Origin of the sequence: Sinorhizobium prairiense, from assembly GCF_029201645.2 — a bacterium.
GTDB lineage: Bacteria > Pseudomonadota > Alphaproteobacteria > Rhizobiales > Rhizobiaceae > Sinorhizobium > Sinorhizobium meliloti_A.
Genome location: NZ_CP104133.1, coordinates 144,984 through 171,978 on the forward strand (window position 1 = coordinate 144,984; position 26,995 = coordinate 171,978).

A 26,995-nucleotide genomic window follows, 5' to 3' on the forward strand; every position below is an offset into this window, starting at 1 on the left:
CCTCATTCCGCTCTAGCCGTGACCGTCCTCGGAGGCACCGAACATGGCCTTGGCATAGGTGATCCCGATGCCATAGGCGCCGCCCCACTTCTTCGCGATGCCGGTCGTGAGCTCGTAGGTGTCGGCCCGGGCCCAGTCGCGCTGCAATTCGAGAAGGTATTGCACCGAGGTCACCGGGCGGGCCCCGGCCTGGACCATGCGCTCCACCGCACGCTCGTGGGCCTCGGCCGAAACATCGCCGCAGGCATCGGTGATCACATAGACTTCAAAGCCTTGGTCGAGCGCCGATAGCGTCGGACCGACGATGCAAACAGACGTCCACAGGCCGGCGAACACGATCCGATCCTTGCCGATACGGTTCACCTCCTCGATGACGGCCGCATCCTCCCAGGTGTTCATCGAGGTACGGTCAAGAAGCCGCTGGCCGGGAAAGGCGTCCGTGACTTCCGCAAACATCGGTCCCGAGAAGCTCTTTTCGGCGACGGTCGTGAGGATGGTGGGCACCTCGAAGCCGGCTGCCGCGCGGGAAATGAGCGCCGCATTGTTGCGGAGCAGTTCCGGCGCGATGGACTTGGTCGCAAACGCCATCTGCGACTGGTAGTCGATAAGGACGAGCGCATGATCGGTCGGGGACAGCAACGTCTTGCCGGGCGTCGTGGTGGCGGTGATGCTCATCGTAGATCTCCTGCTTTCAACTCGTTTCGGCCGACCCGAATTCTTCAGGGGCGGGACCGTGATCCATGCTTTACAAAGGGACGGAGCCCGCATGTAGTTGTATAATTTCTCTGCATTCGTTCTAGAAAATTGAAAAGCAGCATCAGCAGGAACAAATCGGAAAGCGTTTCAGTTAGTTCGGTTGCTGGACTCTCGGCGGCTTTGAGCTTCTTCAGATGTATCAGCACGTCGACCCAGCAAGGGAGACCATATGGCCGACTCCCTCGACCACGCACCGGCTCGAGCGAACAATCTGCCGCAGTTTCTGGCGCTGGCCATTGGAGCAATCGGCGTCGTCTACGGCGATATCGGGACCAGTCCTCTTTACGCCTTCCGCGAGGCGCTGCGCCCTTTTGGGGCGGGTGGCGTCGGGCGAGAAGAGGTTATCGGTCTCGTGTCGTTGGTGATCTGGACGCTTACAGCCATCGTCACCATCAAATACGTGCTCTTCCTGCTTCGTGCCGATAACGATGGTGAGGGCGGCACTCTGTCCTTGCTTGCCCTGTTGCTGAAGAAAGGAAGCGGGTATCCGGTCATGATGTTTTTTGCCGGCGTTCTCGGTGCCGCTTTATTCATCGGCGACGCGATGATCACGCCTGCGCTGTCGGTGCTCTCGGCCGTCGAAGGCGTGAAGCTCGTGACGCCGGCACTCGACGACTACGTGCTGGCGATCGCCATTGTGATAATCCTGCTGCTTTTTGCCGTCCAGTCACGCGGAACCGGGGCTGTCTCGATATTTTTCGGTCCAATCACCCTGATTTGGTTTCTCGTCATGGCGGCCGCAGGGATTGCGCATATAGGCGACGATCTGGCGATCCTTTCAGCTTTCAACCCCCTCAACGCGGTCGGTTTCTTATGGGATGCCGGTCTCGTGGGCTTTATCGTGCTCGGCGCCATCTTCCTTACCGTAACAGGCGCTGAGGCGCTTTATGCCGATCTGGGCCACTTCGGGCGGCGGCCCATCCAGTCGGCCTGGTTTACGGTCGTGTTCCCCGCCCTTGCGTTGAACTATCTCGGACAAGGCGCGCTGGTGTTGTCCCATCCGGATGCCATCTCGAACCCGTTTTTCCTGATGTTCCCGAACTGGGCCTTGTTGCCGATGGTGGTTCTTGCAACTGCCGCAACGATCATCGCCAGCCAGTCCGTGATCACCGGAGCCTTTTCTCTCATACGGCAAGCAATCCACCTCGGCTTCCTCCCGCGGTTCGAGATCTGCTATACCTCGGAAACCCAGACCGGTCAGATATATCTACCTCTGGTCAACACCACCCTCCTCATCGGCGTGCTCGCCCTCATGCTGGTGTTCGGCAGTTCCGAGGCTCTTGCTCCGGCCTACGGCGTATCCATTACCGGCGCGATGGTGATTGACACGATTCTGGCCTTCGAGTTCGTGCGGCGCCAATGGGGCTGGTCCGCCTCGGCGGCTACAGCGGTTCTGCTTCCCTTGTTCAGCCTTGAACTGATCTTTCTTGGCGCCAACCTGTTCAAGGTTCATCACGGCGGATACGTGCCTATCCTCATTGCCGGCGCCTTGATCACGATGATGTGGACCTGGCGAAAGGGTATCGGCCTGCTGCGCGAGAAGACTGCTCGTCAGGACATTCCGCTCAACCAGTTCATAACCATGGTTGAACGAAAGTCCGAGCATGCTCCTGTCGACGTGCCCGGAACTGCGATCTTCCTGACAGCCACACCGGAGACGACACCGGCTGTTTTGCTGCACAACATCAAGCACAATCACGTGCTGCACAGGCATAACGTCATCCTGACCATCAGGACGGCCAAAGTCCCCTACGTACCGGAGAAAGAGCGCTACACAATTACAAAGCTGTCTGACCGGTTCAGTCTTTTGGAGCTGAGATTCGGCTTCATGGACGATCAGAATGTCTCAAAAGCCCTGGCGCGCTGTCGAAAGGAAGGATTCAAGTTCGACATAATGTCGACGTCCATCTATCTCGGCCGGCGTAAACTTATAGCGGATTCTCAATCAGGATTGCCGCAGTGGCAGGACAGGCTCTTCATCGCCATGGCCGACTCGGCGATTGATCCAACCGAGTACTTCCATCTGCCCGCAAATCGCGTGGTCGAGCTGGGAGAGCAAGTCATCATTTAAGGCCTCGAGAGAATCTGAAGTTTATGACGGCTGCACTGCGCAGGTCTGTCGACGCGCGCGTGATGTGTGCCGCCTTGGCAACCTCTTCTCACAGGTCTAGATTAGCCCGCGGCGAGGGAGGCCCTGATGACATCAAGCTTCAACGTGCATGATGCAGCCGGCTATGAGCAGCTCATGGGCCGCTGGAGCCGGAAGCTTGCGCCGAAATTCATAGATTTTGCCGGTGTCGCCGATGGCGAGAAGGTGCTGGATGTCGGCTGCGGAACCGGCAGTCTCACCTTCGCGCTCGCCGACGCCGCCAGGCTCGAAGAGATCGCCGCGATCGACTATTCGCCCGTCTTCGTGGAGGAGGCGATCCGGCGCAACACCGATCCGCGCATAAAGATAAGAGAAGCGGATGCCTGCGTCCTGCCGTTCGAAGACCGGACCTTCGACCGCGCCTTCGCCCTTCTCGTGCTCCACTTCGTGCCCGAAGCAGGCAAGGCCGTGGCCGAGATGCGCCGCGTGGTGCGTCCCGGCGGCGTCGTCGCGGCGGCGGTGTGGGACCATCTCGGCGGAATGCCCGGCATGCGCATGATGGTCGACACGGTGGCGGCGCTCGGCGAAGGCGGGCGCGCGCTTCGCGCCCGCTACTGCTCCCAGCCGATGATGCAGCCGGGAGAAATGAAGCGGACATTTGTCGAGCAGGGTCTCGCAAACGTCATGGAAACCGAGCTGATGATCCGCATGGATTACCGGAACTTCGACGATTACTGGGCGCCGATCGGCGCGGGCGAAGGGCCGCTCGGAAAATATGTGGCAACGCTCGATGCGGAAGAGCGGGCACGCACCCGTGCCGCCGTGCGCGACGCCTACGAAGCCGGACGGCCCGACGGTCCGCGCTCATTTGCGAACGTCGCCTGGGCCTGCCGGGGCACAGTTCCGTGATCGAGCCGCTCGCGATCGCGTGCACCGACATTCTCAGCCGGTCCGCCTGGCCAGCATAGGCACTAAACTAAGGCCTGTTGAGATTCTGGCCACCCGCGGCGGCTTGTTTGATTTCCTCATTCCTGTGCTTGTCACAGGAATCCAGCCAGACCAAGTCCTTGGGCTGAAAGAACGCTTCCCGCGCCGCAGACGCGGCGCTGCTCTCATCCCTGTGACGAGCACAGGGATGAGGGTGAGGGGAGATTGCAGTCCTCCGATACGTTACCCACAGCGCCGCGCGTCTTGTGAGACGCGCAAAGGTCGCTGTAGCACTTTGAGCTGCTCAACAGGCCTTAATGCAGAACAGGCGGCGCTTGACGCCGGAACAGTGCGATCAGCGAGATACCGTGCTGCAAAAGAAGTTCCGCGGCCGGCAAATCCATTGTCGCGACGTCTTCGGCGCAACCGCTGATAATTCTGGCGAGACTGATCGAGTTTGCTGCAAACCGATCATCGCCGATTTCCTGTGCCTCGTCCGCGGTGGCTTCAAGTGCGTCCGCGACAAGGGTCATCAGGTTTGCGCGCTCGCGAGGCGTCATCTCATTCAGGGTCTTGGCAGAATCCCGCATTGCTGGCTCCTTTGGTCGTTAAGGCGGCCTCCGCAGGCGCGGCCGGTCGGCCGGGCGGACGTATGCCACGTTTATTGTTGGAGTACGGGTCGAAGCTTTCATTGCATAAATCGGTATCAGGCACGGCGAATGCAAGGAATGGCTACTATGCGGCTACCGCATGCCCGGGTTGATACCGGCAACCGCGGACGGAATGTCGCGTGAACAAGGGCGGTCATTGTCCACGTCTTTGGAGCGGGACGAGGCGAACTATGTGCGGTTTTCCGCCCGTATGCCGCCCTGCTTACTAGAATCGATTACGATTTTATGCCGATCCGACCTGCAATCATAGGGACTAAGAGGCCCCTCCCCGCTCCAACCACGCCTTCAGCGCAACCGCATTGTTGTGCGCCTCGTCACGCGCGGCATAAAGCAGCGTCAGCGGCCCCTCTTTCCATCGTTCGCGCAACTCCGCTACCGCCGCCTGCGCGGCCCCGCTCTCGAGCTCCTCCGCATAGGCGACGCAGAACGCATCCCAATCCTGCGGCTTCCCATGAAACCGCTTGCGCAGCGCGTCGCTCGGCGCGATGTCCTTGAGCCAGAGGTCGATGCCGGCCTTTTCCTTGGCGACGCCGCGCGGCCAGAGCCGGTCGACGAGGATGCGCGTACCGTCGGACGCGCCGGGCGCCTGGTAGACACGCTTCAACTGGAGTGATGCCATAGGGTCCCCACGATGCGTGCCGGGGCGGCCGCAACCGTCCCGGGGAGGAAAACTGCTTTCATCCAGCGTAGCGGAGCCTTGCTAATCGTGGAAGAAGCCCTGTATCTCTTCCGGCGTGACCTTGCCGTCGCGGTTGATATCGACCTTGTCGAAAACCCGCTTGTGGATGGTGCTGATCTCCTCGAAGGAAAGGGCGCCGTCATTGTCCGCATCGGTGATGGCGAACATGATTTTCATCATCTGACGGTGCATCGTCTGCCGGTGCATCATCATGCCCCGCATCCGGTCGCGGTGCCGCATCCGGTCGCCGCGCTTCCCGTCGCCACGTATCATGTCCTCGCGCATCATGTCTGGTTGATCGCCTTGGGTGACGCTTCCACCGCCCCCCTGATCGCCGGGTTGCATGTCGGGTTCAATGCCCTGGTCCTGGGCCGGCATTTCTCCTGCGGGCGGAATTGGAGCGGGTGCCTGGGCGGCAGTGGCCGTTGCGGCGCTGATGGCCATGATGGCGGCAAGGGCCGTCACGGTCGGAAATTTCATCAGTGACATGTGAGCTCCTCCTCGAGTTGCACGTCGGTGTGCGGTAGCGGCTGCATTGTCCTCAGACGGCGCGGCGGCTTCGCCGCGGTCATAAAACAGCCGCCCCATCGCCTGCTAACCGCAAGGGCGTGGAGAGGTTCCGACACGGGCCGCCCTTCTTTCGGAGCCGGGCAAAAGCGCCTTACACCTCAGTGCCATCACGAACGGCGCGCCAGGCAGCGATGATCGCCCCGGCGGTCCTCTCGCCGGCGCGGTCGTCCGTCAGCCAGGAGATGACCGAGAGCCGCATCACCTTGCGGCCGCGCCAGACCGCGCCGCCGGCGAACAGGATGCCGTCGGCCTGCAGCCTGGCGATCGTCGCCTGGGTCATCCGGTCGCCTTCATCGCCCGGCCTCGCCGCTTCGAAACGTACCAGGATCTGATTGAGGACCACCTCGTTCAGGACGTTTATGCGCTCTTCGCCGCTCAGCCGCTCGGCGATGGCGCGGGCGACGCGGCAATGCCGGTCGACCATGGCGGCGATGCCTTCGCGTCCCAGATGCTTGATCATCGCCCAGGTGGCAAAACCGCGGGCTCGGCGCGACAGTTCGGGCACGAAATGGCTCGGGTCCCGCTCGCCCTCGGTGGTCGGCGGCAGGTAGCTCGCGGCGATCGTCATCGCCCGGCGATGGGCTTCCTGATCGCGGATGATGGCATATCCGCAGTCATAGGGCGTCTGCAGCCATTTGTGGCCATCGGTCGCCCAGGAATGTGCTTCTTCGATCCCGTCGGTGAGCCCGCGCTTTCCGGGAGCGGCGCGCGCCCAGAGGCCGAAGGCGCCGTCGACATGAACCCAGGCGCCCAGGCGCCGGGCAATCGGCATGATGCCGGCGAAGTCGTCGAAGGCACCGGTATTGATCTGTCCTGCCTGCAGTATCGCAATGCAGGGTCCGGCGACCTGCGCCGCTGCCTCGGCGAAAGCCGGTCCGGTGATGCGACCCATGTCGTCGGTCCGGACGCGCAGCACGCGGTCGTGCCCGAAGCCCAGGAACTGCAGCGCCGAAAAGACCGTCGCATGCGCGTCGTCGCCGATCAGCACCGCGACCGGCGGCGCGCCGAAGAGGCCCTGCGCCTCGACATCCCATCCGGCCTGCCGCAGCACCTCTCCGCGCGCTGCGGCGAGGCAGATGAAATTGGCAAGCGTCGCCCCGGTCGCAAAGCCGACGGAACTCTCCCGCGGGAGATCGAGAAGATCGAGCAGCCAGTTGGCCGCGATTGCCTCGGCGGCGGCTGCGGCCGGCGCCGCGTGATGGTTGCCGGCATTCTGTCCCCAGGCGCTCGTCATCCAGTCGGCCGCAACCCCGACCGGATGCGAACCGCCGATGACCCAGCCGAAGAAGCGTGGCCCCGTCATCGCGTGAAGCCCCGGCTCCGCTTTCGCGGCAAGCTCTTCGATCACTACGGTACCGGCGCTTCCCCGTTCCGGCAGAGCTTCCCGAAACATCTTCAATGCGGCCGGATACGATTGCTCCGGCCGCTGCGGCAGCTCCGTAATTTTCTCGCGGAAACGCGCGGCGTGCTCCGCCGCGCGTTGAAGAATTTCGAGGGTCGTTTGCTCCTTCATGAACTGCCTCCAGGCGTTGCCTTACGAACGAGGCCACCCGCTTCAGGCCGCCCCGCGTTCCTCTATCGGCCGAACGTTCTGGTTCATCCGGAAGAGGTTGAGCGGGTCGTAATGCCGCTTGACCTCGACGAGCCGGCCATAGTTCGCGCCGTAGGCCGCCTCGACCCGGTCCATCTCGTCTTCAGGCATGAAATTGACGTAGGCCGTGCCGGCGGCATAGGGCTTTGCTGCCTCGAAGAGATGCCGCGCCCAGTCGATGCAGGCCTGGTCCATCGCCGCGTCCCGCCATCGGCCGTGCACGTTCATGACGAAGTGCGAGTTGCGCTGCGGGAAAGCGGTTTCCTCTGCCGCAACGCGGCCGGCGGCGCCGCCGACATGGGCGATGAATACCTCGCATTCCGGGCCCGGCAACTGACGGATCGATTCGGTGAGAATGCCGATCGCCTGATCGGAAAGCTCCATGAAGTCGTGGCTCTTCCAGTAGTTGCGGGCACCCGGAGCGAGTAAGGGGTCGAAAGCCTGCTGCCAGCCGACGAAGGGATGCGGCGATACCACGTCGGCGATCGGATTGCCGATCGCCCGCAGCTCCGCCACCGCCTTCTCGCCCGCCTCGAGATCGCCGCAATAGCACATGGCGAGCACGACGACCTCCTTGCCGTGCCATTCGGCCGGTATGAAGGGCAGCGGCGGCGCCTGGCGCATCACCACCCAGCAGGTGAGTTCGTCCGGCGCATTTTCGAGGGCCTGCCTGTATTGCTGCAGCACGCTTTCGGCTTCGGCAAAGGGATGGACGACGAGCCCGGAGAGCACGTCGGGGCCGAGTTCGTGCAGGCGGAATTCGAACGCCGTCACGACTCCGAAATTGCCGCCGCCGCCCCTGATGCCCCAGAATAGGTCGCGGTGCTCGGTGGGGCTCGCGCGCACCAGTTCGCCGTTGGCCGTGACCACATCGGCCGATAGCAGGTTGTCGATCGTCAATCCGAATTTGCGCGTGATCCAGCCGAACCCGCCGCCGAGCGTCAGGCCGGCAATACCGGTCGTCGAGTTGATGCCGGTCGGCAATGCAAGACGGAAGGCCTGCGTCTCCACGTCGAGATCGGCAAGCGTCGCCCCCGGCTCGACCCAGGCCGTCTTCGTTGTCGCATCGACCCGCACCGATTTCATCGGCGTGAGGTCGATCACCATGCCGCCGTCGCAGACTGCGTTGCCGGCGATGTTGTGACCGCCGCCGCGCACCGCGACGAGCAATCGGTTCTCCGCCGCGAAGCGCACCGCATTGACGACGTCGGCCGCTCCGGCGCATTGCACGATCAGCCCGGGCCTTCTGTCGATCATGCCGTTCCAGATCGTGCGCGCCTCGTCATAGGCGGCGTCGGTCGCAATCAGGACGCGCCCGCGAAGGCGCGCGGCAAAGGCCTCGATTGCCGCGGCGCTGATCATTGTTATTCCGTTTTGCAGATTGATGAGGCTCATGTCGTTCATGATTCGCTCCTCCCGCGGTGAACCATTGCCCCCAGCGGCGGGCATTCTGCGCCTTTGCCCTACACCCGGCAAGCAGACCCGCGGTCGCCGCCCCTAGTCCTTTGGGGTTAGCTTGCAGGGCGCCAACACGGCTTCCCGCCAGCGCGATTCTTGCAATCGCAGCTAAAATGCTCCAATGAACCGCCGGCGCGGCAATCCGCGAAATGGCGGTCGAAGGCAGTATGGAGAGGGAAGTCGTGGGCATGAAGGTGGTCATTCTCGCCGGCGGATACGGCACCCGCATTTCGGAGGAGAGCCACCTCAGGCCGAAGCCAATGATCGAGATCGGCGGGCGCCCGATCCTCTGGCACATCATGAAGATCTACAGCCATTACGGCTTTTCGGATTTCGTGATCTGCCTCGGCTATCGCGGCTACATGATCAAGGAGTACTTCTCCAACTACATCCTGCATTCCTCCGACGTCACCTTCGACATGACGACGGGCGAGACAGCCTATCACACGAAGAGTGCAGAACCCTGGCGGGTGACGCTGGTCGATACGGGACCGGAGTCCATGACCGGCGGCCGCTTGAAACGTGTCGCCGGCTATCTCGGCGAGACCTTCTGCCTGACCTATGGCGACGGCGTCGCCGATGTCGATATCCGCGCGCTCACCGAATTCCATTTGCGTCACGGCCGCGAGGCGACCGTGACGAGCGTGGTGCCGCCGGGGCGCTATGGTGCGCTCGCCACCGAAGCCGGGCAGGTCATGAGCTTTACCGAGAAACCGGCCGGCGACAACGGCCGCATCAATGGCGGTTTTTTCGTTCTTAATCGCTCCGTGCTCGACCGCATCGCGGGAGATCACGTCCCCTTCGAAAGCGCGCCGCTCGAGGGCCTGGCGCGCGACGGGCAGCTGATGGCTTTCCCGCATGAAGGTTTCTGGCGCCCGATGGACACGCTGCGCGACAAGACCCAGCTCGAAGAGCTCTGGCAGCAGAACCGCGCGCCCTGGAAAGTCTGGGCATGAGCCGTCTCCCTGATCCGGGATTCTGGGCGGGAAAGCGCGTCCTGCTGACCGGCCATACGGGCTTCAAGGGAAGCTGGGCGGGTGTGTGGCTCCAGGAGATGGGCGCGCATGTGACCGGCTATGCACTTCCGCCCGCCTCTCGGCCGTCGCTCCACGACCTGTTGCATCCGAACGGAGCACCGGGCGGTCAATTCGGCGACATTCGCGACGGTGAAGCGCTCGCGACGATCGCACGCAAGAGCGAGCCGGAGATCGTCCTGCACATGGCGGCGCAGCCGCTGGTCCGCGAAAGCTATGCGGAGCCCGCCGAGACTTTCGACGTCAATGTCATGGGCACGGTCCGGCTGCTCGAAGCGGTCCGTGCGGCGCCTTCCGTGAAGGCCGTCCTCGTCGTGACGACCGACAAGGTCTATCGCAACGACGAGAGCGGGCGGCATTTCCGGGAGAGCGATACGCTTGGCGGGCATGACCCCTATTCGGGCTCCAAGGCAGCCTGCGAGCTTGCCGTCGCAACCTGGCGCAGCGCCTACCTTAAGGAGCGCCGCATTCGTGTCGCCACGGCACGAGGCGGCAATGTGATCGGCGGCGGCGACTTTTCCGACGACCGGCTCGTGCCGGACGTCGTGCGCGCCGCCCTTTCCGGCTCGCGGCTCAATATTCGCAGCCCGCTCGCGACGCGTCCCTGGCAGCACGTGCTTGATTGTCTCAACGGCTATTTTCTCTTTGCCGAGGCACTCTACAAGGGCGAAAGCGATGTCGATGCGCTGAATTTCGGCCCCTCGCCATCCGAGCCGGCAATCCCCGTGCGCGACGTGGCGAACGCCGTGCAGGCCGCGATGGGGCTCGACCCCGAATGGGACGACGTCTCGGCGCTCGAGCAACCGCGCGAGATGCAGACGCTCGGCCTCGATCCGGCTCTCGCCGGCGAGAGCCTCGCATGGCGCCCGCGCCTCGCCCAGAAGCAGGCGATCGAATGGACCGCGCGCTGGTACGACGGCTGGCGCCGCGGCGAAGCTGCGCGTCAACTCACGCTCGACCAGATAGAAGCATTCACGAAAGGCCTTTGATCCACGATGTCCCACTCCTGCCGCTTCTGCTCGACCCCGCTTGAAACCGTCGTGGCCGACCTCGGGGCGACACCCTGGTCCAACTCGTTTCTCGAGCCGACCGAGGAGGCGATCGCCCGGGAGAAGGCTTTTCCGCTGAAGGTGATGGTCTGTTCCGAATGCCTGCTCGTCCAGACGACCGAGACGGTCCCGGCGGACGAAATCTTCAACGCCGACTACCACTATCTCTCGTCATTCTCGACGAGCTGGCTCGACCATGCGCGCCGTTATTCAGAGGCGATGACCGAACGCTTCGCTCTCGACGGCAGCTCGCAGGTGGTGGAAGTCGCGTCGAACGACGGCTACCTGCTGCAATATTTCGCGGCCAAGCAAATTCCCGTGCTCGGCGTCGAGCCGGCGGCCAATGCCGCGAGGATCGCCGAAGGCCGCAACGTGCCGACCCATGTCGCCTTCTTCGGCCGTGACACGGCCAACGCGCTCGTCGCCCGCGGCATCCGCGCCGATCTCACCGCCGCCAACAATGTTCTCGCCCATGTGCCGGATATCGCGGATTTCGTCAGCGGCTTTGCGATCCTCCTGAAGCCGGACGGCGTCGCTACCTTCGAGTTTCCGCACCTCCTGCGGCTGATCGAAGGCATCCAATTCGACACGATCTATCACGAGCACTATTCCTACCTCTCGCTCGCGGCCGTCGAACGTATCTTCGCCGCTTGCGGGCTGGAGGTCTTCGATGTCGAGGAACTGCCGACCCATGGAGGCTCGCTGCGCGTTTACGCCCAGGCGGTGTCCGGAAACAGACCGGCGACCGCGAAGCTCGCCGAAGTGCGGGCCGAGGAGGAAAGCGCCGGACTCACGCAGATGCCCACCTACGCCGCCTTCGGGCGGCGCATCGCCGCGGTCTGCGATGGATTCCGCGCGTTTCTCGCGCAGGCCAGAAGCGAAAACAAGCGCGTAGCGGCCTACGGCGCTGCAGCAAAGGGCAACACCTTCCTGAACGTCTGCGGGGTCACCGCGTCGGATATCGACTTCATCGTGGACCGCAACGATCTGAAGCAGGGCAAGCTCTCGCCCGGCAGCCACATTCCGATCTACGATCCCGCCAGGATCGAGGCTGAAAAACCCGACTATATTGTCATCCTGCCCTGGAACCTGACCGACGAGATAGTCGCCGCCCACGCCTATATCCGCTGCTGGGGTGGCCGCTTCGTGGTCGCCATTCCGGAAGTGCGGGTGATCTAGTCTAAGGCTTGTCGGGATTCATTTTGAGTTTATGACGGCTGCCGCGAGATGGATAGTGGCGTTGAAGCTCTGGTCGGTTTTGTCGGCGCGCATGGCGATGCGCTTGAATTCATTGAGTACCGACCGTGCGCCACTGCATGTGTCCATTGATCGTAGCCGATCAATGGACACAAACATGCAGCAGCTCAAAGTGCTACAGCGACCTTTGCGCGTCTCATAAGACGCGCGGCGCTGTAGGAAACGTATCGGAGGACTGCAACCTCTCCTCCCCTCATCCCTGTGCTCGTCACAGGGATGAGAGCAGCGCCGCGTCCGCGGCGCGGGAAGCGTTCTTTCAGCCCAAGGACTTGGCCTGGCTGGATTCCTGTGACAAGCACAGGAATGAGGAAGCTAAACAAGCGGCCGCGGGTATTCGATCTCAACCGACTTAGGAAGGTCAGTGCGGTTTTCCGCCCGCATCCCGCTCTAACCTCTTGAATCGATCACGATGGCTTAGGTCGATCCTAGATCAGACACTTGCAGGCGGGGCGATCTCCCTCAAAAGGGAAGCGGACCTGTCAAAGCCTCTTCAGGAAGCCATCCGGCGCAACGGTCACCATCAACTTGTTCTGAACCGACCGGTCGATCTCGAACTCAGGATGCGATTTCAGATACTCATGCACGGCGGTCTTCGGATTGTCGCCCACGTCCCAGGGGCGGTCGTCGAAGAATCCCGCGGGCATGTCTTCGACGAGAGTGTCGAAGACCACGCAATAGCAGCCGGCCGTCACCATCGGCGCATAGGCTTCGAGTTCGGCGAGCACATGCGCATGGGTATGCATGGAATCGAGGCATACCATGACGCGGCTGTAGCCGACCGACGCCTCACGCACCTGCGCGACGATGTCCGGATCGATGGACGATCCCTCGAACATCTGGATGCGGCTCGCCATCGGATGGCTCTCGATCGCCGCGCGGTTGTGGGCGCGGATGTCGATGTCGATACCGATGACCTTGCGCTTGGACCGGCCGGGGTCGAATGAAACGCCCGCCTCGATCGCATCGCACATGTCGAGCATGGCGAGCAGCGAGGCGCTCATGATCACCGAGCCTCCATGCGCGATCCCGGTCTCGATCACCAGATCGGGCCGCGTCGCCCAGATCAGTTCCTGCATCGCCAGGATATCCTGCGGATACTGAATGATCGGGCGCCCCAGCCAATCGAAATTATAGACGTAACGCTTCGCCATAGAAGCTTCGCGCCACTGGTTCGACAGCGCCTGGAAATCGCCGTCACGGCCGTAGCCGTCGATCGCGGCCGCCCGCTCGGTGCGGAATTGTTCGATAGGGTCCATGTCAGATCCTGCTTCTTCTGGAGGGCCGCGGGTGGCAACCGGTATCCGGCTCTCCCTCGCCCAGGATTTCTGCGATGCGCTCTAGCACAGGTGCTGCAGCAAAAGCGAACTCGTCCTTCGACCTGTCGACGGAGATCGATGCGAATGAACCTGTCGGCGCACCGTCGTCCACAGCTACGGAGCATTTCGTCCGGGATTGGATGGCTGCGCACCACTCGGCGTGGCTCGTCTGACGGCCGCTTGCGACGTTGTAGACGGAATTGCGGCCCTCCTGCGCGATCCGCAAGAGGAGGTCCACGGCATCGTCGATCCAGATATAGTCCTTGCTCGAATCGAGCGCGGTTTGGAGCTGGATATGGCCGCTGCCCGCCTCGCGGCACAGCGCGCCGAGGAACGTGTCCGACTTCGCCTCGTCAGGCCCGACGACGTTCGACAAGCGCGCGATCCGCACCTTCTCGCGGCCGGAGGCGAGGCAGATCGCTTCCCCCGTCAACTTGGAGAGATTGTAGAGATCCGAAGGATCGAGAGGCGAGACCGACAGCCGGGCTTCCTCGCGTGTATCCTCGCTGCCGGCATAGACTCGAGTGGACGAGAGATAGAGAAAGGACGAAAACGCGTTCTCACGCAGGAGCTTCGCTGCGAGCGAGACATGCGCTTCGATCGTGTCGAATGGCCGAGTGCGGAAATCGGCCGTAAGGCCGATGGCATAGATGACATGGCCGAGGTCCTCGCCGGAGGCCGGCATGTCGGCGCGGGAAGGAACACGCACCTCGGCACCCCGTTCGCGCAATCGGCGGACGAGATTGCGCCCGATGAAACCGGAGCCGCCGAAAACCGTGAACATCACGATCGCACCCCCAGGCGCCTCAGCGGATTGCCGCCGCAGACGGTGTAGGCTTCGACCTCGCCGCGCACGATGGACCCGGCAGCGATGACACAGCCCTTGCGCAACAGGGCGCCGTCGAGGATCACCGAATTCGCCCCGATCCAGACATCCTCCTCGACCACGATGCCGCCGCGGCTCGGCAGGAAGCCCTGTTCCCGGATCAGGCGATCCCGGTCGCCATAGGCGTGATTGACCGGAGCGAAGGTACAATTGGCCGCGATCAAGACATTGTCGGCGATGCTTATGCCGTTACCGGTATAGAAGACGCAGCCGCTGTTGACGTAACAGAAGCGGCCGATCGTGAGGTCGCCGGTGCCGCCCGCCGGTTTGATCTTGACGAAGCTGTCGATGACCGATGCGTCTCCGACGACAATCCGTGTGCCCCGCACGGAATCCTCGATATCGCAGAGGGGGCTGATCTTAGCCGAGGGATGCACCTCGATCATGATGACTCCGATATTTCGAGAGCGGGATGAGGAAAGTGTGTGCGGTTTTCCGCCCGCACCCCGCTCCAGCCTTTGCGCATCTGATGAGACGCTCGGCGCGATAGAGGGTTGTCTCGGTGTCCTCTTTTCCAGTTAGCGCTTGCCGCGTCAACGCCGGATCGTGCAAGAAGCATCGGTCGGGAACGCTGTATCGAGGAATTCATGTCGCGCTTCAATCGTCTCTCCACGTCTCTCGCCGGCCTCACGGTCGTCGAGCGCAAGCAAACCGGCGACGAACGCGGCTTTTTCTCACGCTTCTTCTGCCGGGACGAATTGCGCGATTTCGGCGCTGACGGAACGATCGCGCAGATCAACCACACCCTGACGCGAGCAAAGGGCACGATCCGTGGCATGCACTTCCAGCGGCCACCCCATGACGAGGCGAAGTTCGTCTCGTGCCTGGCCGGCACCGTATTCGATGTCGCCGTCGACATCAGGCCGGATTCGCCCACTTATCTGCAATGGCACGGGGAAATCCTGAGCGCGGAGAATGCCCGCTCGATGATGATCCCCGGCGGCTTTGCCCATGGCTTTCAGACGCTGAGCGAGGATTGCGAACTCGTCTATCTGCACGACAAGCCCTATGCGCCCGAAGCGGAAGGCGGGCTCAATCCGCTCGACCCGCACCTCGCCATTTCCTGGCCGCTCGAAGTGGCGCAGATGTCGGAGCGCGACCGTGCCTTTGCCTTCATCTCCGCTTGAGGCGGCACTTCACCCGAAGGCGAGGGAGTCGTCGACGATGATGACCGGCCGCCCGCGAGAACAGGCTTCGACGCGCGCCTCGACGCGATAGACCGTTTTCAGCATGTCGGCGGTGACGACGGCATGGGTCGGGCCGCTGGCCACGACCGATCCCCCGCTGATCACGATCGTATCCTCGCAATAGCGCAGCGCGTGGTTCAGGTCGTGCAGGGCGATCAGCACCGCCATGCCGGATTGAGCGGCGAGCCGCTTCATGAAGCCGAGCACCTCGATCTGGCGGAAGAGATCGAGCGCCGAGGTCGGTTCGTCCATCAGCAGGACCTCGGGCTTGCGCACCAGCGCCTGCGCGATGGAGACGAGCTGGCGCTGTCCTCCGGAAAGTTCACCAAGGCCGCGAAAGGCGAGATCCTCGATCTTGAGCGCCGCAAGCACGTGGTCGATTTCCGCCAGTTCGCCGTCCTTGACCTTCCAGCCCGAACCCTGTTTGGCGGAAAGCAGCACCGACTCGTAGACCGTCAGGACGGCATTGGCGCCGGTATCCTGCGGCATGTAGCAGATTGCTTCCGCGCCCTTGGCCGTATCGGAAAGATGGACGAGGCCCGGACCGGCGGCAAGGCCGGCGATCCGCTTGAACAGCGTCGACTTCCCGGCCGCGTTCGGACCGATGACGGCGGTGAGTTGCCCGCCCCTCAATGTGCCTGTGTTGATGTCGGAAAGGACCACACGCCGGCCATAGGTGGCGCCGACATCCTTGAGGGCGAGGCTTACCATGCGCGCTTCCTGTTGGTGAAAATCAGCACGAAGAAGAAGGGTACGCCGACGAGCGCGGTGATGATGCCGATCGGCAGCACCGCTCCGGGAATGATCATCTTGCTGACCACCGACGTTACGGAGAGCAGCAGCGCGCCGCAAAGGACGGAGGCCGGCAGGAAGAACCGCTGGTCTTCGCCGACGAGCATGCGGGCGATATGCGGTCCGACGAGACCGACGAAACCGATCGTTCCGACGAAGGACACCGGGATCGCCGCGAGCAGGCTGACGGTCAGCATCGTTTCGAGCCTGAGGCGGCGGACATTGATGCCGAAGCTCGCCGCCTTGTCGTCGCCGAGCCGGAGCGCCGTCAGCGCCCAGGCGCGGCGTGCGAAGACCGGCACCGCGACGAGCAGTACGGCGGCCGTGACCCAGACCTTCGGCCATGTCGCTTTGGTGAGACTGCCCATCGTCCAGAACACGACCGCCGCAAGCGCCTGTTCTGAAGCAAGATATTCGAGCAGCGACAGCGCCGCGTTGAAGGTGAAGACGAGTGCGATGCCCAGAAGGACGATCGTTTCGACGGTGACCCCGCGCATGGTGGAGGCGAAATGGATGAAGAGCGCCGCTATCATAGCCATCAGGAAGGCATTGAGCGGCACCATGTACTGAACGGCGACCGGGAAGACGGCAACGCCCGCGACGAGGCCGAGCGCCGCGCCAAAGCCGGCCGCGGCCGAGATGCCCAGCGTGAACGGACTTGCCAGCGGATTGGCCAGGATCGTCTGCATCTGCGCGCCGGCGAGAGAGAGCGAGGCGCCGACCGTCACGGCCATCAGCGCGATGGGCATGCGTATGTCCCAGATCACGACGCGAAGCTGATCGGTTACCGTCTCGGCATGAAACAGGGCCGTCAGAACGTCCGAAAGGGAATAATTGGCCGGGCCGAGCGCCATGTCGACGGCGACGGAGATGAACAGCGCGGCGACGAGTCCCGACAGCATGAAGAGCCGGCGAAAGACGAGAGCGCGGTACCGACCGCGCCCTTCGATGCCTGCGGTCTCCTCGGCGATAGCGGCCATCATTTCTCTCCGTCGGTGAGCGACACGAAATAGCCCGGCCGATAGGCAACCGGAAGGAATTTCTCATGGAATTCACGGAAGGTCCGGTCCGGATCGATATCCGCAAAAAGGTCCGGATGGAACCATTTGGCGAATTGCTGGATCGGCACGAACTCATAGGGCGCGCCATAGAACTGGTGCCAGGCGGCATAGACCCTGCCGGCCCTCACCGCTTCGAGGCTCGCAAAAGCCGGCCGCTGCATCAGGCCCTTCAGCCGCTCCCGTGCCGCCGCTGGATCGGCGCCGCGTCCGACGCTCACGAACTGGTTCAGGTCCGACTCGGCCGACCAGTTGCTGCCGGTGACGATCACATGCTCGGGATTCGCGACGACGAGCTGCTCGGGATTGAGATCGCCGAACGTGGTCGTGAATACGTCGGATCCGATATTGTGACCGCCGGCCTTTTCGACCATCTCGCCGAAATTCGCCGGGCCGAAGGTCCGACAGCATGGCGTCTCGCCCGTTATTCCGGGCGAGCGCTCGATGAAGACCGTGGGGCGGTCGACCGCTCCGGCGTTGGCCAGCCGCTCGCTCACGACAGCGATCTGGGCGCGCCGGTACTCGATGAACTCGTCCGCCCGTGTCTCCGCGCCGAAGAGCTGGCCCAGAATCCGGATGGATTTCTCACTGTTCTTCGACGGGTCCACCCGGAAGTCGAGATAGACCACGGCTATGCCCGCGGCTGCCGCCTTTTCGATGAAGCCCGACTCCTCGACTGCTTCTTCGGCTTCGAGATTGAGCGTCAGCACATCGGGCTTCAGCGCGATTGCCGCCTCCAGGCTGAAATCACCGCTCGGGATGTAACCGAAACGCGGCAGCTTTTCGATTTCCGGAAAGCGCTCGAGGTAACCCGCATACGAGTTCCGGATCCTTCTTGATCAGGTCGTCGCGCCAGCCGACGATCGTATCGAAGACTGATTCGCGCTTCAGTGCCGCCGCGATGTGAATCTGGCGCGCCTCTCCCAGCAATATCCGTTTTGCCGGGAGATCGAGTTCGATCTTTCGTCCGGTAACGTCGGTGATTTCCGCCGCGGTCACCGGCGCCGCGGCAATTGCGACGGCGGCAAGCGCAAGAAGAGCCTTCCTCAGTATCGGCATCGGAACCTCGCGAACGGGAAATCGGAAGGCTGACGCCTTCCGAACTTGGAGCCTTACTTCAGGGAGACGAAGTAGCCGCTCTTGTAGGGCAATGGCAGGAAGCGCTCGTGCAGTTCCTTGAACGTCGCCTCCGGATCGAGATCCTTGAACAGATCCGGATGCAGCCACTTCGCTATCTGCTGTATGGCCACGAACTGGTAGGGGTTGTTGTAGAACTGATGCCAGATGGCATGGACATTGCCGTCCTTGACCGCCTTCACACCGGTGAAGGCAGGACGGGTGGTGAGGGCTTCGAGCTTGCGCTGCGCCTCCTTCTCGTCAGCGCCGTAGCCGACACCGACCCAGGCACCGCCAGGAACGTAACCCTCCCAGTTGCCGCCCGTGATGATGATCTGGTCGGGGTTGGACGCGATGACCTGCTCCGGATTGACGGTGCCGAAGGTGCCGGGAATGATGTCCTTCGCCATGTTCACGCCGCCTGCGAGCTCGACCATCTTGCCGAAGTTCTCGTTGCCGAACGACATGCAGCAGTCATCCGAATAGCCCCCGGCGCGCTCCATGAACACGAGCGGCTTCTTCGGATCGGCCTTTGCGAGGGTATCGGTCACCTTGGCGATGCTGTCGGCACGGAACTTGATGAATTCCTCGGCCTTTGCCTCCTCGCCGAACAGCTTGCCGATAAGGCGCATGCTCGGTTCGGTGTTCTCCATCGGCTTTTCGCGGAAATCGACATAGACGAGCGGAATACCGACTTTTTCGAGCTTCTCGATGTAGCCCGCTTCCTCGGTTGCGGTCTTTGCGTCGATATTCATCAGCATGACGTCCGGCTTCAGCGCCACCGCCTGCTCAACGTCGAAGGTGCCGTCCTTCATGCCGCCGAAGGTCGGCAGCTTGGCAATCTCGGGGTACTTCGCGAGAAAGGCGGCGTATGTCTCGGGATCCGCCTTGGTGAGGTCGTCGCGCCAGCCGACGACCCGCTTGAACGGCTCGTCCTTGTCGAGAGCGCCGACAAAGTAGATCTGGCGCCCCTCTCCGAGGATCACATGCTCGACCGGCACATTGACTTCGACCTCGCGACCGGTGACATCGGTTACCTTGATGGCGTCGGCGAACGCGGCGCTCGAAACAAGCGTGCAGAAACCCGCGGCGGCAGCGGCCACCATGTTGAAAACCTTCATCGTTCCCTGCTCCTTCGAAATTCGGTGCCTTCTAATATTTCATGACTTTACCAGTCAACATATATCTTTTAGAACGCTTCCAAACAGACGATACCAGGACTGAAAATGAGCGACGTGGCAACGCGGCCCAATTATGATCTTCGCGACGAAATCAAAGCCTATTGGTCGCAACGTGCGGCCACTTTCGATCTCTCTCCCGGCCACGAGATTTTTTCCGAGGAGGAACGCGCCGCCTGGCATCGGCTCATCCTGCGCCATCTCGGCGAGGGTGCCGGTCGCTCGGCGCTCGATCTTGCGAGCGGGACCGGAGTGGTCTCGCACCTTCTCGACGATCTCGGCTTCCGGGTGGCGGGTATCGACTGGGCCGAGCCGATGCTGGAACGCGCGCGGCAAAAAGCGAAGAGCCGCGGACGCGATATTTCCTTCCGCATTGGCGACGCGGAAAATACCATGGAGCCGGACGACCATTATGACGTCGTCGTGAACCGGCATCTCGTTTGGACGCTGGTGGACCCGGCCGCAGCCTTCAGGGAATGGCTTCGCGTCCTCAAGCCCGGCGGCAGGCTTCTCGTCGTCGACGGTGATTTCGTCAATTCGACCCGGCTCGAGCGGTTCTTTTCGTCGCTCAACGCCTGGGGGCAGCGTGTCGGCCTTCTCGGGCCCGAGGCGCCATCACAGCCGCGCGAGATGCTGGAAACGCATCGAAGCATTCTTGCCCGCGTCCACTTCTCGCAAGGAGCGCGCGCCGAGGCCGTCGTCGAATTGCTGCGGGTCGCCGGTTTCGCCGACATCACGGTCGATACCGATCTCGGAGAGATACACCGGATGCAGGCAAAGAACTGGAATCTGTTCAAGGGCCTTGCGCGCAGAAGCCAGCACCGCTTTGCGATCCGCGCAAGCAAACCCCTGGCCTGATGCCGCCCTACTGAAAGGCTGCGCGCGGCGGCGGGCCAATTCAGCACTCTTGAGCTTCGACGTGTCGGTGCTCTATCTCTCCGGGAAGCTGCACTGCCATCGTGGTTCAGCAGCTGGTGCCGACCCCACGTGAGTGGAGTTGCAATTGGATAGGCCCGTACGATGTCGACAGATCTCAATCTCAATCTCCTACGGTCGTTTTTCATGATCGCCGAAGAGCGAAGTCTCACGCGGGCAGCGGCCCGGCTGAACATGAGCCAGCCATCGGTCAGTCAGGCGCTGCAACGACTGGAGGAGCAGTTGGCCTGTCAGCTCGTCCTTCGCGGCAGCCGGAAGTTCGAGCTGACGGCCCGGGGCAGAAAATCTACGAGGAATGCGGTGAGATCTTCCGTGCCGTCGAGCGGATTGGCCAGCTCACGCAGGAAAGAACCGCCGAAGAGTTCGGCGAGGTGCGCATCCAGATCATCTCGAACCTCGAGTCCCGCTCATAAACGAAGCATTGCGTCTCTACCATCAGCGCTATCCCTCCGTAACCTGGGTGATGGAGGTCCAGAACAGCCAGGACACGGTCAAGCGGATTCAGACGGAGAAATGCGGAATAGGATTATGTCTCCTGTCGCGCCCCGTCTTCAGCCTGAATTGTCAGTTGCTGTTCCGCGAAGAATTCAGCGTCTATTGCGGCGCTGAGCATCCCCTCTTCGGCCGCAAGGAGGTGGAGAAGAGGGAATTGCGGCAGGAATCCTTTGTTTCCTTTACTTGCGCCACCGAAGGCATGGGTCTCGAGCCGATGGCGGTCCTCAGCCAAAGCCTCGGTCTCGGCGAACGGATCAGCGGGCAAAGCCCAAATCTCGAGGAGGTGAGACGCATGATCGTCGCCGGCCTCGGGATCGGAATTCTCCCGTTGACGGCCGTTCACGACGAAGTCGCGAGCGGACTTCTCTGGCCGCTCGAAATCAAGGGTTATCCGCTCGGCGCGGACGTGTTTCTGGTGACGCACCCGGAAGGTGACTATTCCCGCGCCGAGCAACATTTCATCGACCTGATGCAGGAGCTACGTTCGCTCTACCCGGAAATGCACTGAGGGCGTCCCGGCGGAAAGCCGGTACGCAATCTTCCTGGAAGTGCTCCGATCGATCAGCGGTCGGCGCGCGCCACGACCGCGTGCAACAGGACATTGAGGCCCGGCGCAAGATCGTCGCGGTCGCAGTCTTCCTCGTTGTTGTGGGTGATGCCGCCCTTGCAGGGCGTGAAGATCATTGCCGTCGGGCAATGTCGCGCGAGGAAATAGGCATCATGGCCGGCCTGGGACTGGATGTCACGCCAGTCGTAGCCCATCCGGACCGCTTCAGCCCGGATTCCATCCACCATCGCGTGATCGAAGATGTCCCCGCCCCAAAACCACTCGTCCTCTATCACCGCGTCGCAGCCGGCGCGGGCGGCGCTTTCGAAGACGGCACGGCGCATCTTTTCACCCATTACGCGCGCGGTCGCCGCATCGGGATGGCGAACGTCGCAGATCGCTTGGGCCGTGTCGGAGAGGATGCCCGGTTTGTTCGGCCACGCCGCCAGCCGGGCGCCTGTCGCCTTGCCGTCGCCGACGGCAAAGTCCCAGCCGATGTCATCCACGGCAGTCAGCCAGCGTGCGCCCGCGATCAGCGCATTGCGGCGCAGGTCCATCGGCGTCGGGCCGGTATGCGCCGTCTTGCCCGTAAAGCGCACCCTCATCCCGTAGCTCGGATATCCGCCCGTCACCACTCCGATATCGCGTTTCTCGAGGTCGAGGATCGGCCCTTGCTCGATATGCAGTTCGTAATAGGCATCGATCTCACCGGCACGACAGGGCTTGTTTCCGTTGTAACCGATGCGCTCGAGCTCGGCGCCAAAACGCGCTCCGTCGTCGGAGACGAGCTCTTTGACCCAGTCCCCGTCATAGGCCCCGACGAAGCAGCCGGATGCGACCATAGGCGGCGAGAAGCGCGCTCCCTCCTCATTCGTCCAATTGACGACGACGATCGGACGGCGGGTGACATGACCGACGTCGTTCAGCGTACGGATCACCTCTAGTCCGGAAAGAACGCCGGCAATCCCATCGAAGCGACCACCGTTGATCTGGGTATCGAGATGGCTGCCGATCAGCACCGGCGGCAGCGACGGGTCGCTTCCTTCGCGCCGCCCGAAGATGTTGCCGAGTTCATCGATCTCGACGCTCAGCCCTGCATCACGACACCAGTTGACGAACAGGTCGCGCATTCTGCGATCATCGTCCGTCAGCGTGAGGCGGGCGAGACCGCCCGGCCGCCCCTGGCCGATTTCGGCGGAAGTCTCGATGGTCGACCAGAAGCGATCGATGTTGGCACGGGTGTTCGATGCGAACGACATGGTTCACCTTTCAAATGCAATTGCGGACGAAGCGGCTCACATTCCGAGCGACATCAGTGTCATCAGCCCCGGGAAGAGAATGAGGAGGAACATGATGAGCGCCATGACGCCGATGAACGGCAGCAGGTAGCGGAAGGACGCCGACATCGGAATGCCACCGGTGCGGCACGCGGCCATCAGGTCGATGCCGAGTGGCGGTGTGTTGGCGCCGATCGCCAGGTTGATGGTCAGCAGTACGCCGAAATAGACCGGATCGATCTCGAAGACCCGCAGCACCGGCAGGAAAACGGGCGCAAGGATGAGAATGATGGCGATCGATTCCATGAAAGTGCCAAGGACCAGGACCGCGACCATCATCAGTATGAGAGCGACCGTGGCGCTCTCGGTCGCGCCGGTGATGGCATTGACGACGAGCTGCGGAACCTGCTCGACCGTCAGGATCCAGCCGAAGACTGAGGCGGCCGCGATGACGATGAGGATGGAACCGGTCATTTCCGTCGTTTCGCGCAAGAGGTTGAAGACCTTGGCGAGCGTCAGCTGGCGATAGACGAAAGCCCCGACGAGCAGCGCATAGGCGACGCCGATGCCCGCCGCCTCCGTCGGCGTGAAGATGCCGAAGCGGATGCCGCCGACGATGATGACCGGCGCGAGCAGGGCAAGCACGGATTCGCGCAGAGCGGTGCCCAGCCGAGTCCAACTGAACGGTTCCCCGCCCTTCCAACCGTTTTTGCGGGAAATCCACCACGCGACGACCATCAGCCCGAGACCGAGCAGAATACCTGGACCGATGGAGTGGATGAAAAGCTGCCCGATCGATGTTCCGGTCGCCGTTCCGTAGACGATCAGGACAATAGACGGCGGAATGACCGTGCCAAGCGAACCGGCGCAGCCGAGACCTGCGGCGGAGAAGCCCGGATCGTAGCCGCGCTCCTTCATGGCCGGCAGCAGCATGGAACCGATCGCCACCACGTCAGCGACACCCGATCCCGAGAGCGAGCCGAACATCATGCAGGCGGCAATCATCACGATGGCGAGACCACCCGTCCGCTGTCCCACGACAGCCGCGCAGAGATTGACGATCCTCGGGGCGAGCCCCCCATGCACCATCAGCAAACCGGCAAGCAGGAAAAGCGGGATTGCAAGCAGCGTGAAGCTGTCGATCCCCGCGACCATGCGCTGCGCGACCACCATCAGCGGCAAGACATCGCCGACCAGCAGATAAGCGACCGAGGAAAGCGCAAGCGCAATCGCGATCGGTGCATCGATCAGGAGCAAAAGAATGAAGACGGCAAAGAGGACGAGAAGGGCAAGGCTCATTTGCGCAGTTCCGCGGCAACGAGGGCACCGAGGGCGGTGGCGCCGGTGACCGGCAGCGCGAGATAGACGAGCCCGGCGGGCCAGCTCAGGACCGTGGTTTCATGCGACCATGTCAGCACCGTTATCTTCCATCCGGACCAGATGACGACGACCAGGAACAGGAGGGATGCCAGACGCGCGAGTACGGCCAGGAAGGAACGGAACCGGCCGGGCGCAACGAGCAGGTCCGTCAGGCCGGCGCAAAGATGCGTGTTGCGGACGAAGGCGGAAACCGCACCGATGAACGTCACCCAGACCAAGAGAAGACGCGGGATCTCCTCCGACCAGCGCGGTGTGAAGGAAAGGGCATAACGGCAAATGACGACGTAGACGATGATGGCGGTGAAGGTGGCGATGGCCAGGCCGCCCGCCGCGCGGGCTACGTTGTCTATGGCATTGGAAATCCGCGGACGCGGTATCGATGCGTCTTGCATGGAAGCCTCGCTGGTGTGGACGGACGGACATGGCCCGGCGATGGGAAACGTCCTGCCCGCAACCGGCGGGCAGGACGACCGCATCACTTGCGGTAGCTGTCCATGACTTCAAGCAGCTCGGGACCGAAGACGTCCTTCTCGCTCTCCCAGATCGGCTTCAGGGCGTCGACGAAGGCAGCCTTGTCCACCTCGTTGAACTGCATGCCTTTCGATTTCAGCTTTTCGATCAGCGCGACCTCGTTATCGGCAACCATCTGGCGCTGGGCGTTGCCCCACTTGACGGCCGCTTCCTTCACGATGGCCTGGTCCTCGGGGGAAACCTGCGCCCAGGTCATGCTCGACACCGTCAGGCATGCGGCGCCCCAGATGTGGCCGGTCATCGAAACGTATTTCTGTACTTCGTAGAACGACGAGGCATCGATGATCGAGAGCGGATTTTCCTGGGCGTCGAACACGCCCTGCTGCAGGGCCGAGTATAGCTCGCCGAAGGCCAGCGGCGCCGGCTGCGCGCCGAGACGTTCGAACGTCGCCAGCCGGACCTTGTCCGGGGTTACGCGGATCTTGATGCCGGCGAGATCTGCCGGCTTGACGATCGGATGCTTGTTGTTGGTGATGTTGCGGAAGCCGTTTTCCCACCAGGCGAGAACCTCGATGCCTTTCGGCCGAAGCAGATCGGCAAGCGCTGTGCCGAGCTTGCCGTCGAGCGCGGCAAAAGCCTGTTCGCGACTGGTCCAGGCATAGGGCATTTCGATGATGCCGAACTTCGGTTCGACGAACTGGAAGGAGCCGCTGCCGATCAGGCCGCCCTGGATGGTGCCGATCTGCATGCCCTCGATGACTTCCTTCTCCGTGCCGAGTTGGCCGGAGGGGAAGATCTCGATCTTGACGCGGCCTTCCGTCTTCTCCGAGACCTCCTTGGCGAAGTCCGTCGAGGCCTTGTGCCAGCTATGGGTGTCGGCAAGCACGTGGCCGAGACGGATCGTTGTTTCGGCTATGGCAGCCGTATGAGCGGAAAGTCCGACGATGCCAGCGATCACGGTGGCGGCAAGACCGCGGGAAATTTTCGAAATGCCCAGTTTCATAGCGCCCTCATTTGTTGCGTTTATTCTGGGCATATTAGGCGGGCATGATGCCCGCAACGCAAATAGCCGGACCCAATGACAAACATTGAGTCCGCTTATGGGAGTGGCTGCGATTTCCTGTGAGAAAAGATCGCATCACTCCACGGTGGCGATACATTCGATCTCGATATCGAAATGCGTCCAAGGCTTGATCGCCACACAACTGCGGGCCGGAAAGCCGCCCGGAAAATACGCGCGATAGACCGCATTCATCTCCGCCGCCAAATCGTTATCGGTGATAAAGACGAGCGATTTGAAGACATTGTCGAGCGAGGAGCCAGCATGGCGGAGGGTGAACGAGAGCGCGTCCATGCAGGCGCGCGTCTGGATGGTCATGTCTCCCCTGACGATCTCGCCTGTGTTCAGGTCGATCGGCGGCATCCCGCACGTATAGAGAAGACCGCCGACGCGGGTCAACGCGGAGGTCGGCGCGCCCAGTCTTCGGATTGCTTCGGAAATCACAGGGATTTCAATAATTTCGTGCTTCATGTCGCATGACCCTTTTATCGGCGCAGATCGTACCGGTTATGTGGGAGATACTGTTTGCGCCACGTTTCGAGCAATGTATAGCCGTAGCGTATATTGCGTTCCAAGCCCCTGCATCTTGTTCCGCATGCCCCGGAGGGAGCCACAAAGCTGCCGCCTAATGGTCAGCAAATTGCCCCGTCGTCGCCGCACCGAGCACTTCCGGGGCGTACATGCTCCACGAGTCGCTTGCGTCGTTTCGACGGCGGAGCGAACGAGCAAGGCGGTATTGCTGCCGATCAAGTCATGCACGTCATGGAGGACAGAACATGATTACTCGCTATACACTCGTTGCATCGCTGACCGTTGCAGCCTCCAGCTTAATGCTTCTCAGCCCGGCTTCGGCGCTGGAAATCGCGCAGGCGCAACAGGCGCAGCCGACACAGACCCAACCCGACGCCGGCGGCACAGGCGCCCCGATCAGCGATCAGAAGATCGAGGCCTTTGCAGTGGCCTATCTTCAGGTCGACAAGGTACGGCAGGAGTACTCTACGAAAATCGGGGCTACCACCGACGAGGCCGCGAAGGCGAAGCTGCAGAACGAAGCCAGTCAGGAAATGGTCAAGGCGGTAGAGACCGCGCCGAACATGTCGGTGGAGGAGTATACGACGATCCTCAAGGCTGCGCAGAGTGATCCGGCGCTTGCCCAGAAGGTTCAGGAAAAGCTCCAGACGTCCACGCCGCAGCAGCCGCAGCAGCAATAAGCAC

At 62.3% G+C, this 26,995-nt stretch carries 25 protein-coding genes and 2 pseudogenes; 9 read left to right on the plus strand and 18 right to left on the minus strand.

The genetic code is table 11. The features are described from left to right. Window positions 1-12 precede the first annotated feature (12 nt). Window positions 13-675: a hydrolase gene (locus tag N0Q91_RS24005; protein ID WP_275599293.1), complete on the minus strand. Its 663-nt coding sequence runs from the start codon at window positions 673-675 to the stop codon at window positions 13-15. A 250-nt stretch (window positions 676-925) separates the two neighbouring features. On the opposite strand from N0Q91_RS24005, the gene N0Q91_RS24010 reads away from it, so the two are divergent. Continuing rightward, window positions 926-2,827 carry a potassium transporter Kup gene (locus N0Q91_RS24010; protein WP_275599294.1) on the plus strand — a complete coding sequence of 634 codons (1,902 nt, stop codon included), beginning with the start codon at window positions 926-928 and terminating at the stop codon, window positions 2,825-2,827. 126 nt (window positions 2,828-2,953) lie between these two features. Continuing rightward, the gene (locus N0Q91_RS24015; RefSeq protein ID WP_275599295.1) at window positions 2,954-3,754 is read left to right on the plus strand and encodes a class I SAM-dependent methyltransferase; all 801 of its coding nucleotides are present in this window, start codon (window positions 2,954-2,956) and stop codon (window positions 3,752-3,754) included. A gap of 332 nt (window positions 3,755-4,086) precedes the next feature. Here the strand turns inward: N0Q91_RS24015 and N0Q91_RS24020 are convergent, their stop codons facing one another. From N0Q91_RS24020 to N0Q91_RS24040, 5 genes are all read right to left on the minus strand, one after another. Continuing rightward, window positions 4,087-4,362 carry a hypothetical protein gene (locus N0Q91_RS24020; RefSeq protein ID WP_018098276.1) on the minus strand — a complete coding sequence of 92 codons (276 nt, stop codon included), beginning with the start codon at window positions 4,360-4,362 and terminating at the stop codon, window positions 4,087-4,089. Between the two features lie 334 nt (window positions 4,363-4,696). Further along, on the minus strand, window positions 4,697-5,062 hold the full coding sequence (locus N0Q91_RS24025) for a DUF488 domain-containing protein (protein ID WP_100671573.1): 366 nt from the start codon (window positions 5,060-5,062) through the stop codon (window positions 4,697-4,699). An 81-nt stretch (window positions 5,063-5,143) separates the two neighbouring features. After that, window positions 5,144-5,611 (minus strand): EF-hand domain-containing protein, encoded by a 468-nt coding sequence (locus N0Q91_RS24030; protein ID WP_275599296.1) that lies wholly within the window; start codon window positions 5,609-5,611, stop codon window positions 5,144-5,146. A 172-nt stretch (window positions 5,612-5,783) separates the two neighbouring features. Further along, a complete protein-coding gene (locus tag N0Q91_RS24035; protein ID WP_275599297.1) occupies window positions 5,784-7,205 on the minus strand; it encodes a pyridoxal phosphate-dependent decarboxylase family protein in 1,422 nt (473 codons plus the stop codon). A 42-nt stretch (window positions 7,206-7,247) separates the two neighbouring features. Next, complete coding sequence (locus N0Q91_RS24040) at window positions 7,248-8,687, minus strand: FAD-binding oxidoreductase (RefSeq protein ID WP_275599298.1); 1,440 nt, start codon at window positions 8,685-8,687, stop codon at window positions 7,248-7,250. Window positions 8,688-8,929: 242 nt separating this feature from the next. On the opposite strand from N0Q91_RS24040, the gene rfbF reads away from it, so the two are divergent. From rfbF to N0Q91_RS24055, 3 genes are read left to right on the plus strand one after another with little or no spacing between them, the layout of a single operon-like run. Next, window positions 8,930-9,697, plus strand: a complete 768-nt coding sequence (gene rfbF, locus N0Q91_RS24045; protein ID WP_026168955.1) for a glucose-1-phosphate cytidylyltransferase — start codon at window positions 8,930-8,932, stop codon at window positions 9,695-9,697. Further along, window positions 9,694-10,764 carry a CDP-glucose 4,6-dehydratase gene (gene rfbG, locus N0Q91_RS24050; protein WP_275599299.1) on the plus strand — a complete coding sequence of 357 codons (1,071 nt, stop codon included), beginning with the start codon at window positions 9,694-9,696 and terminating at the stop codon, window positions 10,762-10,764. Before rfbF ends, rfbG begins: the two co-directional genes overlap by 4 nt. 6 nt (window positions 10,765-10,770) lie before the next feature. Next, window positions 10,771-12,003 carry a class I SAM-dependent methyltransferase gene (locus tag N0Q91_RS24055; RefSeq protein ID WP_275599300.1) on the plus strand — a complete coding sequence of 411 codons (1,233 nt, stop codon included), beginning with the start codon at window positions 10,771-10,773 and terminating at the stop codon, window positions 12,001-12,003. A gap of 557 nt (window positions 12,004-12,560) precedes the next feature. On the opposite strand, the gene N0Q91_RS24060 is transcribed toward N0Q91_RS24055, so the two are convergent. Genes N0Q91_RS24060 through N0Q91_RS24070 form a run of 3 tightly spaced genes read right to left on the minus strand, consistent with a single transcriptional unit; the run spans window position 12,561 to window position 14,669 of the window. Then, window positions 12,561-13,337: a cephalosporin hydroxylase family protein gene (locus tag N0Q91_RS24060; RefSeq protein WP_102761731.1), complete on the minus strand. Its 777-nt coding sequence runs from the start codon at window positions 13,335-13,337 to the stop codon at window positions 12,561-12,563. 1 nt (window position 13,338) lies between these two features. Continuing rightward, a complete protein-coding gene (locus N0Q91_RS24065; RefSeq protein WP_275600143.1) occupies window positions 13,339-14,181 on the minus strand; it encodes an NAD-dependent epimerase/dehydratase family protein in 843 nt (280 codons plus the stop codon). Beyond that, a complete protein-coding gene (locus tag N0Q91_RS24070) occupies window positions 14,181-14,669 on the minus strand; it encodes an acyltransferase (RefSeq protein ID WP_275599301.1) in 489 nt (162 codons plus the stop codon). Before N0Q91_RS24070 ends, N0Q91_RS24065 begins: the two co-directional genes overlap by 1 nt. 201 nt (window positions 14,670-14,870) lie before the next feature. Here N0Q91_RS24070 and rfbC point away from each other — a divergent pair, with 201 nt between their 5' ends. Further along, the gene (gene rfbC, locus N0Q91_RS24075) at window positions 14,871-15,410 is read left to right on the plus strand and encodes a dTDP-4-dehydrorhamnose 3,5-epimerase (RefSeq protein WP_275599302.1); all 540 of its coding nucleotides are present in this window, start codon (window positions 14,871-14,873) and stop codon (window positions 15,408-15,410) included. A 9-nt stretch (window positions 15,411-15,419) separates the two neighbouring features. On the opposite strand, the gene N0Q91_RS24080 is transcribed toward rfbC, so the two are convergent. The 4 genes and pseudogenes from N0Q91_RS24080 to N0Q91_RS24095 all read right to left on the minus strand — a co-directional run bounded on the left by N0Q91_RS24080 (window position 15,420) and on the right by N0Q91_RS24095 (window position 19,557). Continuing rightward, window positions 15,420-16,181 (minus strand): ABC transporter ATP-binding protein, encoded by a 762-nt coding sequence (locus N0Q91_RS24080; protein WP_275599303.1) that lies wholly within the window; start codon window positions 16,179-16,181, stop codon window positions 15,420-15,422. Continuing rightward, entirely contained in the window at window positions 16,175-17,245 is a 1,071-nt protein-coding gene (locus N0Q91_RS24085) for a FecCD family ABC transporter permease (protein WP_033047834.1), read from the minus strand. Before N0Q91_RS24085 ends, N0Q91_RS24080 begins: the two co-directional genes overlap by 7 nt. Further along, window positions 17,242-18,379: pseudogene (locus tag N0Q91_RS24090) on the minus strand (ABC transporter substrate-binding protein). The gene N0Q91_RS24085 and the pseudogene N0Q91_RS24090 overlap by 4 nt, the downstream one beginning before the upstream one ends. Window positions 18,380-18,432: 53 nt before the next feature. Continuing rightward, window positions 18,433-19,557: an ABC transporter substrate-binding protein gene (locus tag N0Q91_RS24095; RefSeq protein WP_275599304.1), complete on the minus strand. Its 1,125-nt coding sequence runs from the start codon at window positions 19,555-19,557 to the stop codon at window positions 18,433-18,435. A gap of 105 nt (window positions 19,558-19,662) precedes the next feature. On the opposite strand from N0Q91_RS24095, the gene N0Q91_RS24100 reads away from it, so the two are divergent. Beyond that, a complete protein-coding gene (locus N0Q91_RS24100) occupies window positions 19,663-20,472 on the plus strand; it encodes a class I SAM-dependent methyltransferase (protein WP_275599305.1) in 810 nt (269 codons plus the stop codon). Window positions 20,473-20,634: 162 nt separating this feature from the next. Beyond that, window positions 20,635-21,553, plus strand: a pseudogene (locus tag N0Q91_RS24105) (LysR family transcriptional regulator). Between the two features lie 53 nt (window positions 21,554-21,606). Here the strand turns inward: N0Q91_RS24105 and N0Q91_RS24110 are convergent. The 5 genes from N0Q91_RS24110 to N0Q91_RS24130 all read right to left on the minus strand — a co-directional run bounded on the left by N0Q91_RS24110 (window position 21,607) and on the right by N0Q91_RS24130 (window position 26,251). Beyond that, window positions 21,607-22,851, minus strand: a complete 1,245-nt coding sequence (locus tag N0Q91_RS24110; protein ID WP_275599307.1) for a Zn-dependent hydrolase — start codon at window positions 22,849-22,851, stop codon at window positions 21,607-21,609. A gap of 36 nt (window positions 22,852-22,887) precedes the next feature. Further along, window positions 22,888-24,168, minus strand: a complete 1,281-nt coding sequence (locus tag N0Q91_RS24115; protein WP_275599308.1) for a TRAP transporter large permease — start codon at window positions 24,166-24,168, stop codon at window positions 22,888-22,890. After that, window positions 24,165-24,641, minus strand: a complete 477-nt coding sequence (locus N0Q91_RS24120; protein WP_275599309.1) for a TRAP transporter small permease — start codon at window positions 24,639-24,641, stop codon at window positions 24,165-24,167. The genes N0Q91_RS24115 and N0Q91_RS24120 overlap by 4 nt, the downstream gene beginning before the upstream one ends. An 83-nt stretch (window positions 24,642-24,724) precedes the next feature. Next, window positions 24,725-25,723 (minus strand): TRAP transporter substrate-binding protein, encoded by a 999-nt coding sequence (locus N0Q91_RS24125; protein WP_275599310.1) that lies wholly within the window; start codon window positions 25,721-25,723, stop codon window positions 24,725-24,727. 135 nt (window positions 25,724-25,858) lie between these two features. Further along, a complete protein-coding gene (locus N0Q91_RS24130; RefSeq protein ID WP_018098999.1) occupies window positions 25,859-26,251 on the minus strand; it encodes a RidA family protein in 393 nt (130 codons plus the stop codon). Between the two features lie 305 nt (window positions 26,252-26,556). Here N0Q91_RS24130 and N0Q91_RS24135 point away from each other — a divergent pair, with 305 nt between their 5' ends. Then, window positions 26,557-26,991: a DUF4168 domain-containing protein gene (locus N0Q91_RS24135; RefSeq protein WP_100671545.1), complete on the plus strand. Its 435-nt coding sequence runs from the start codon at window positions 26,557-26,559 to the stop codon at window positions 26,989-26,991. The last annotated feature ends 4 nt before the right edge of the window (window positions 26,992-26,995 follow it).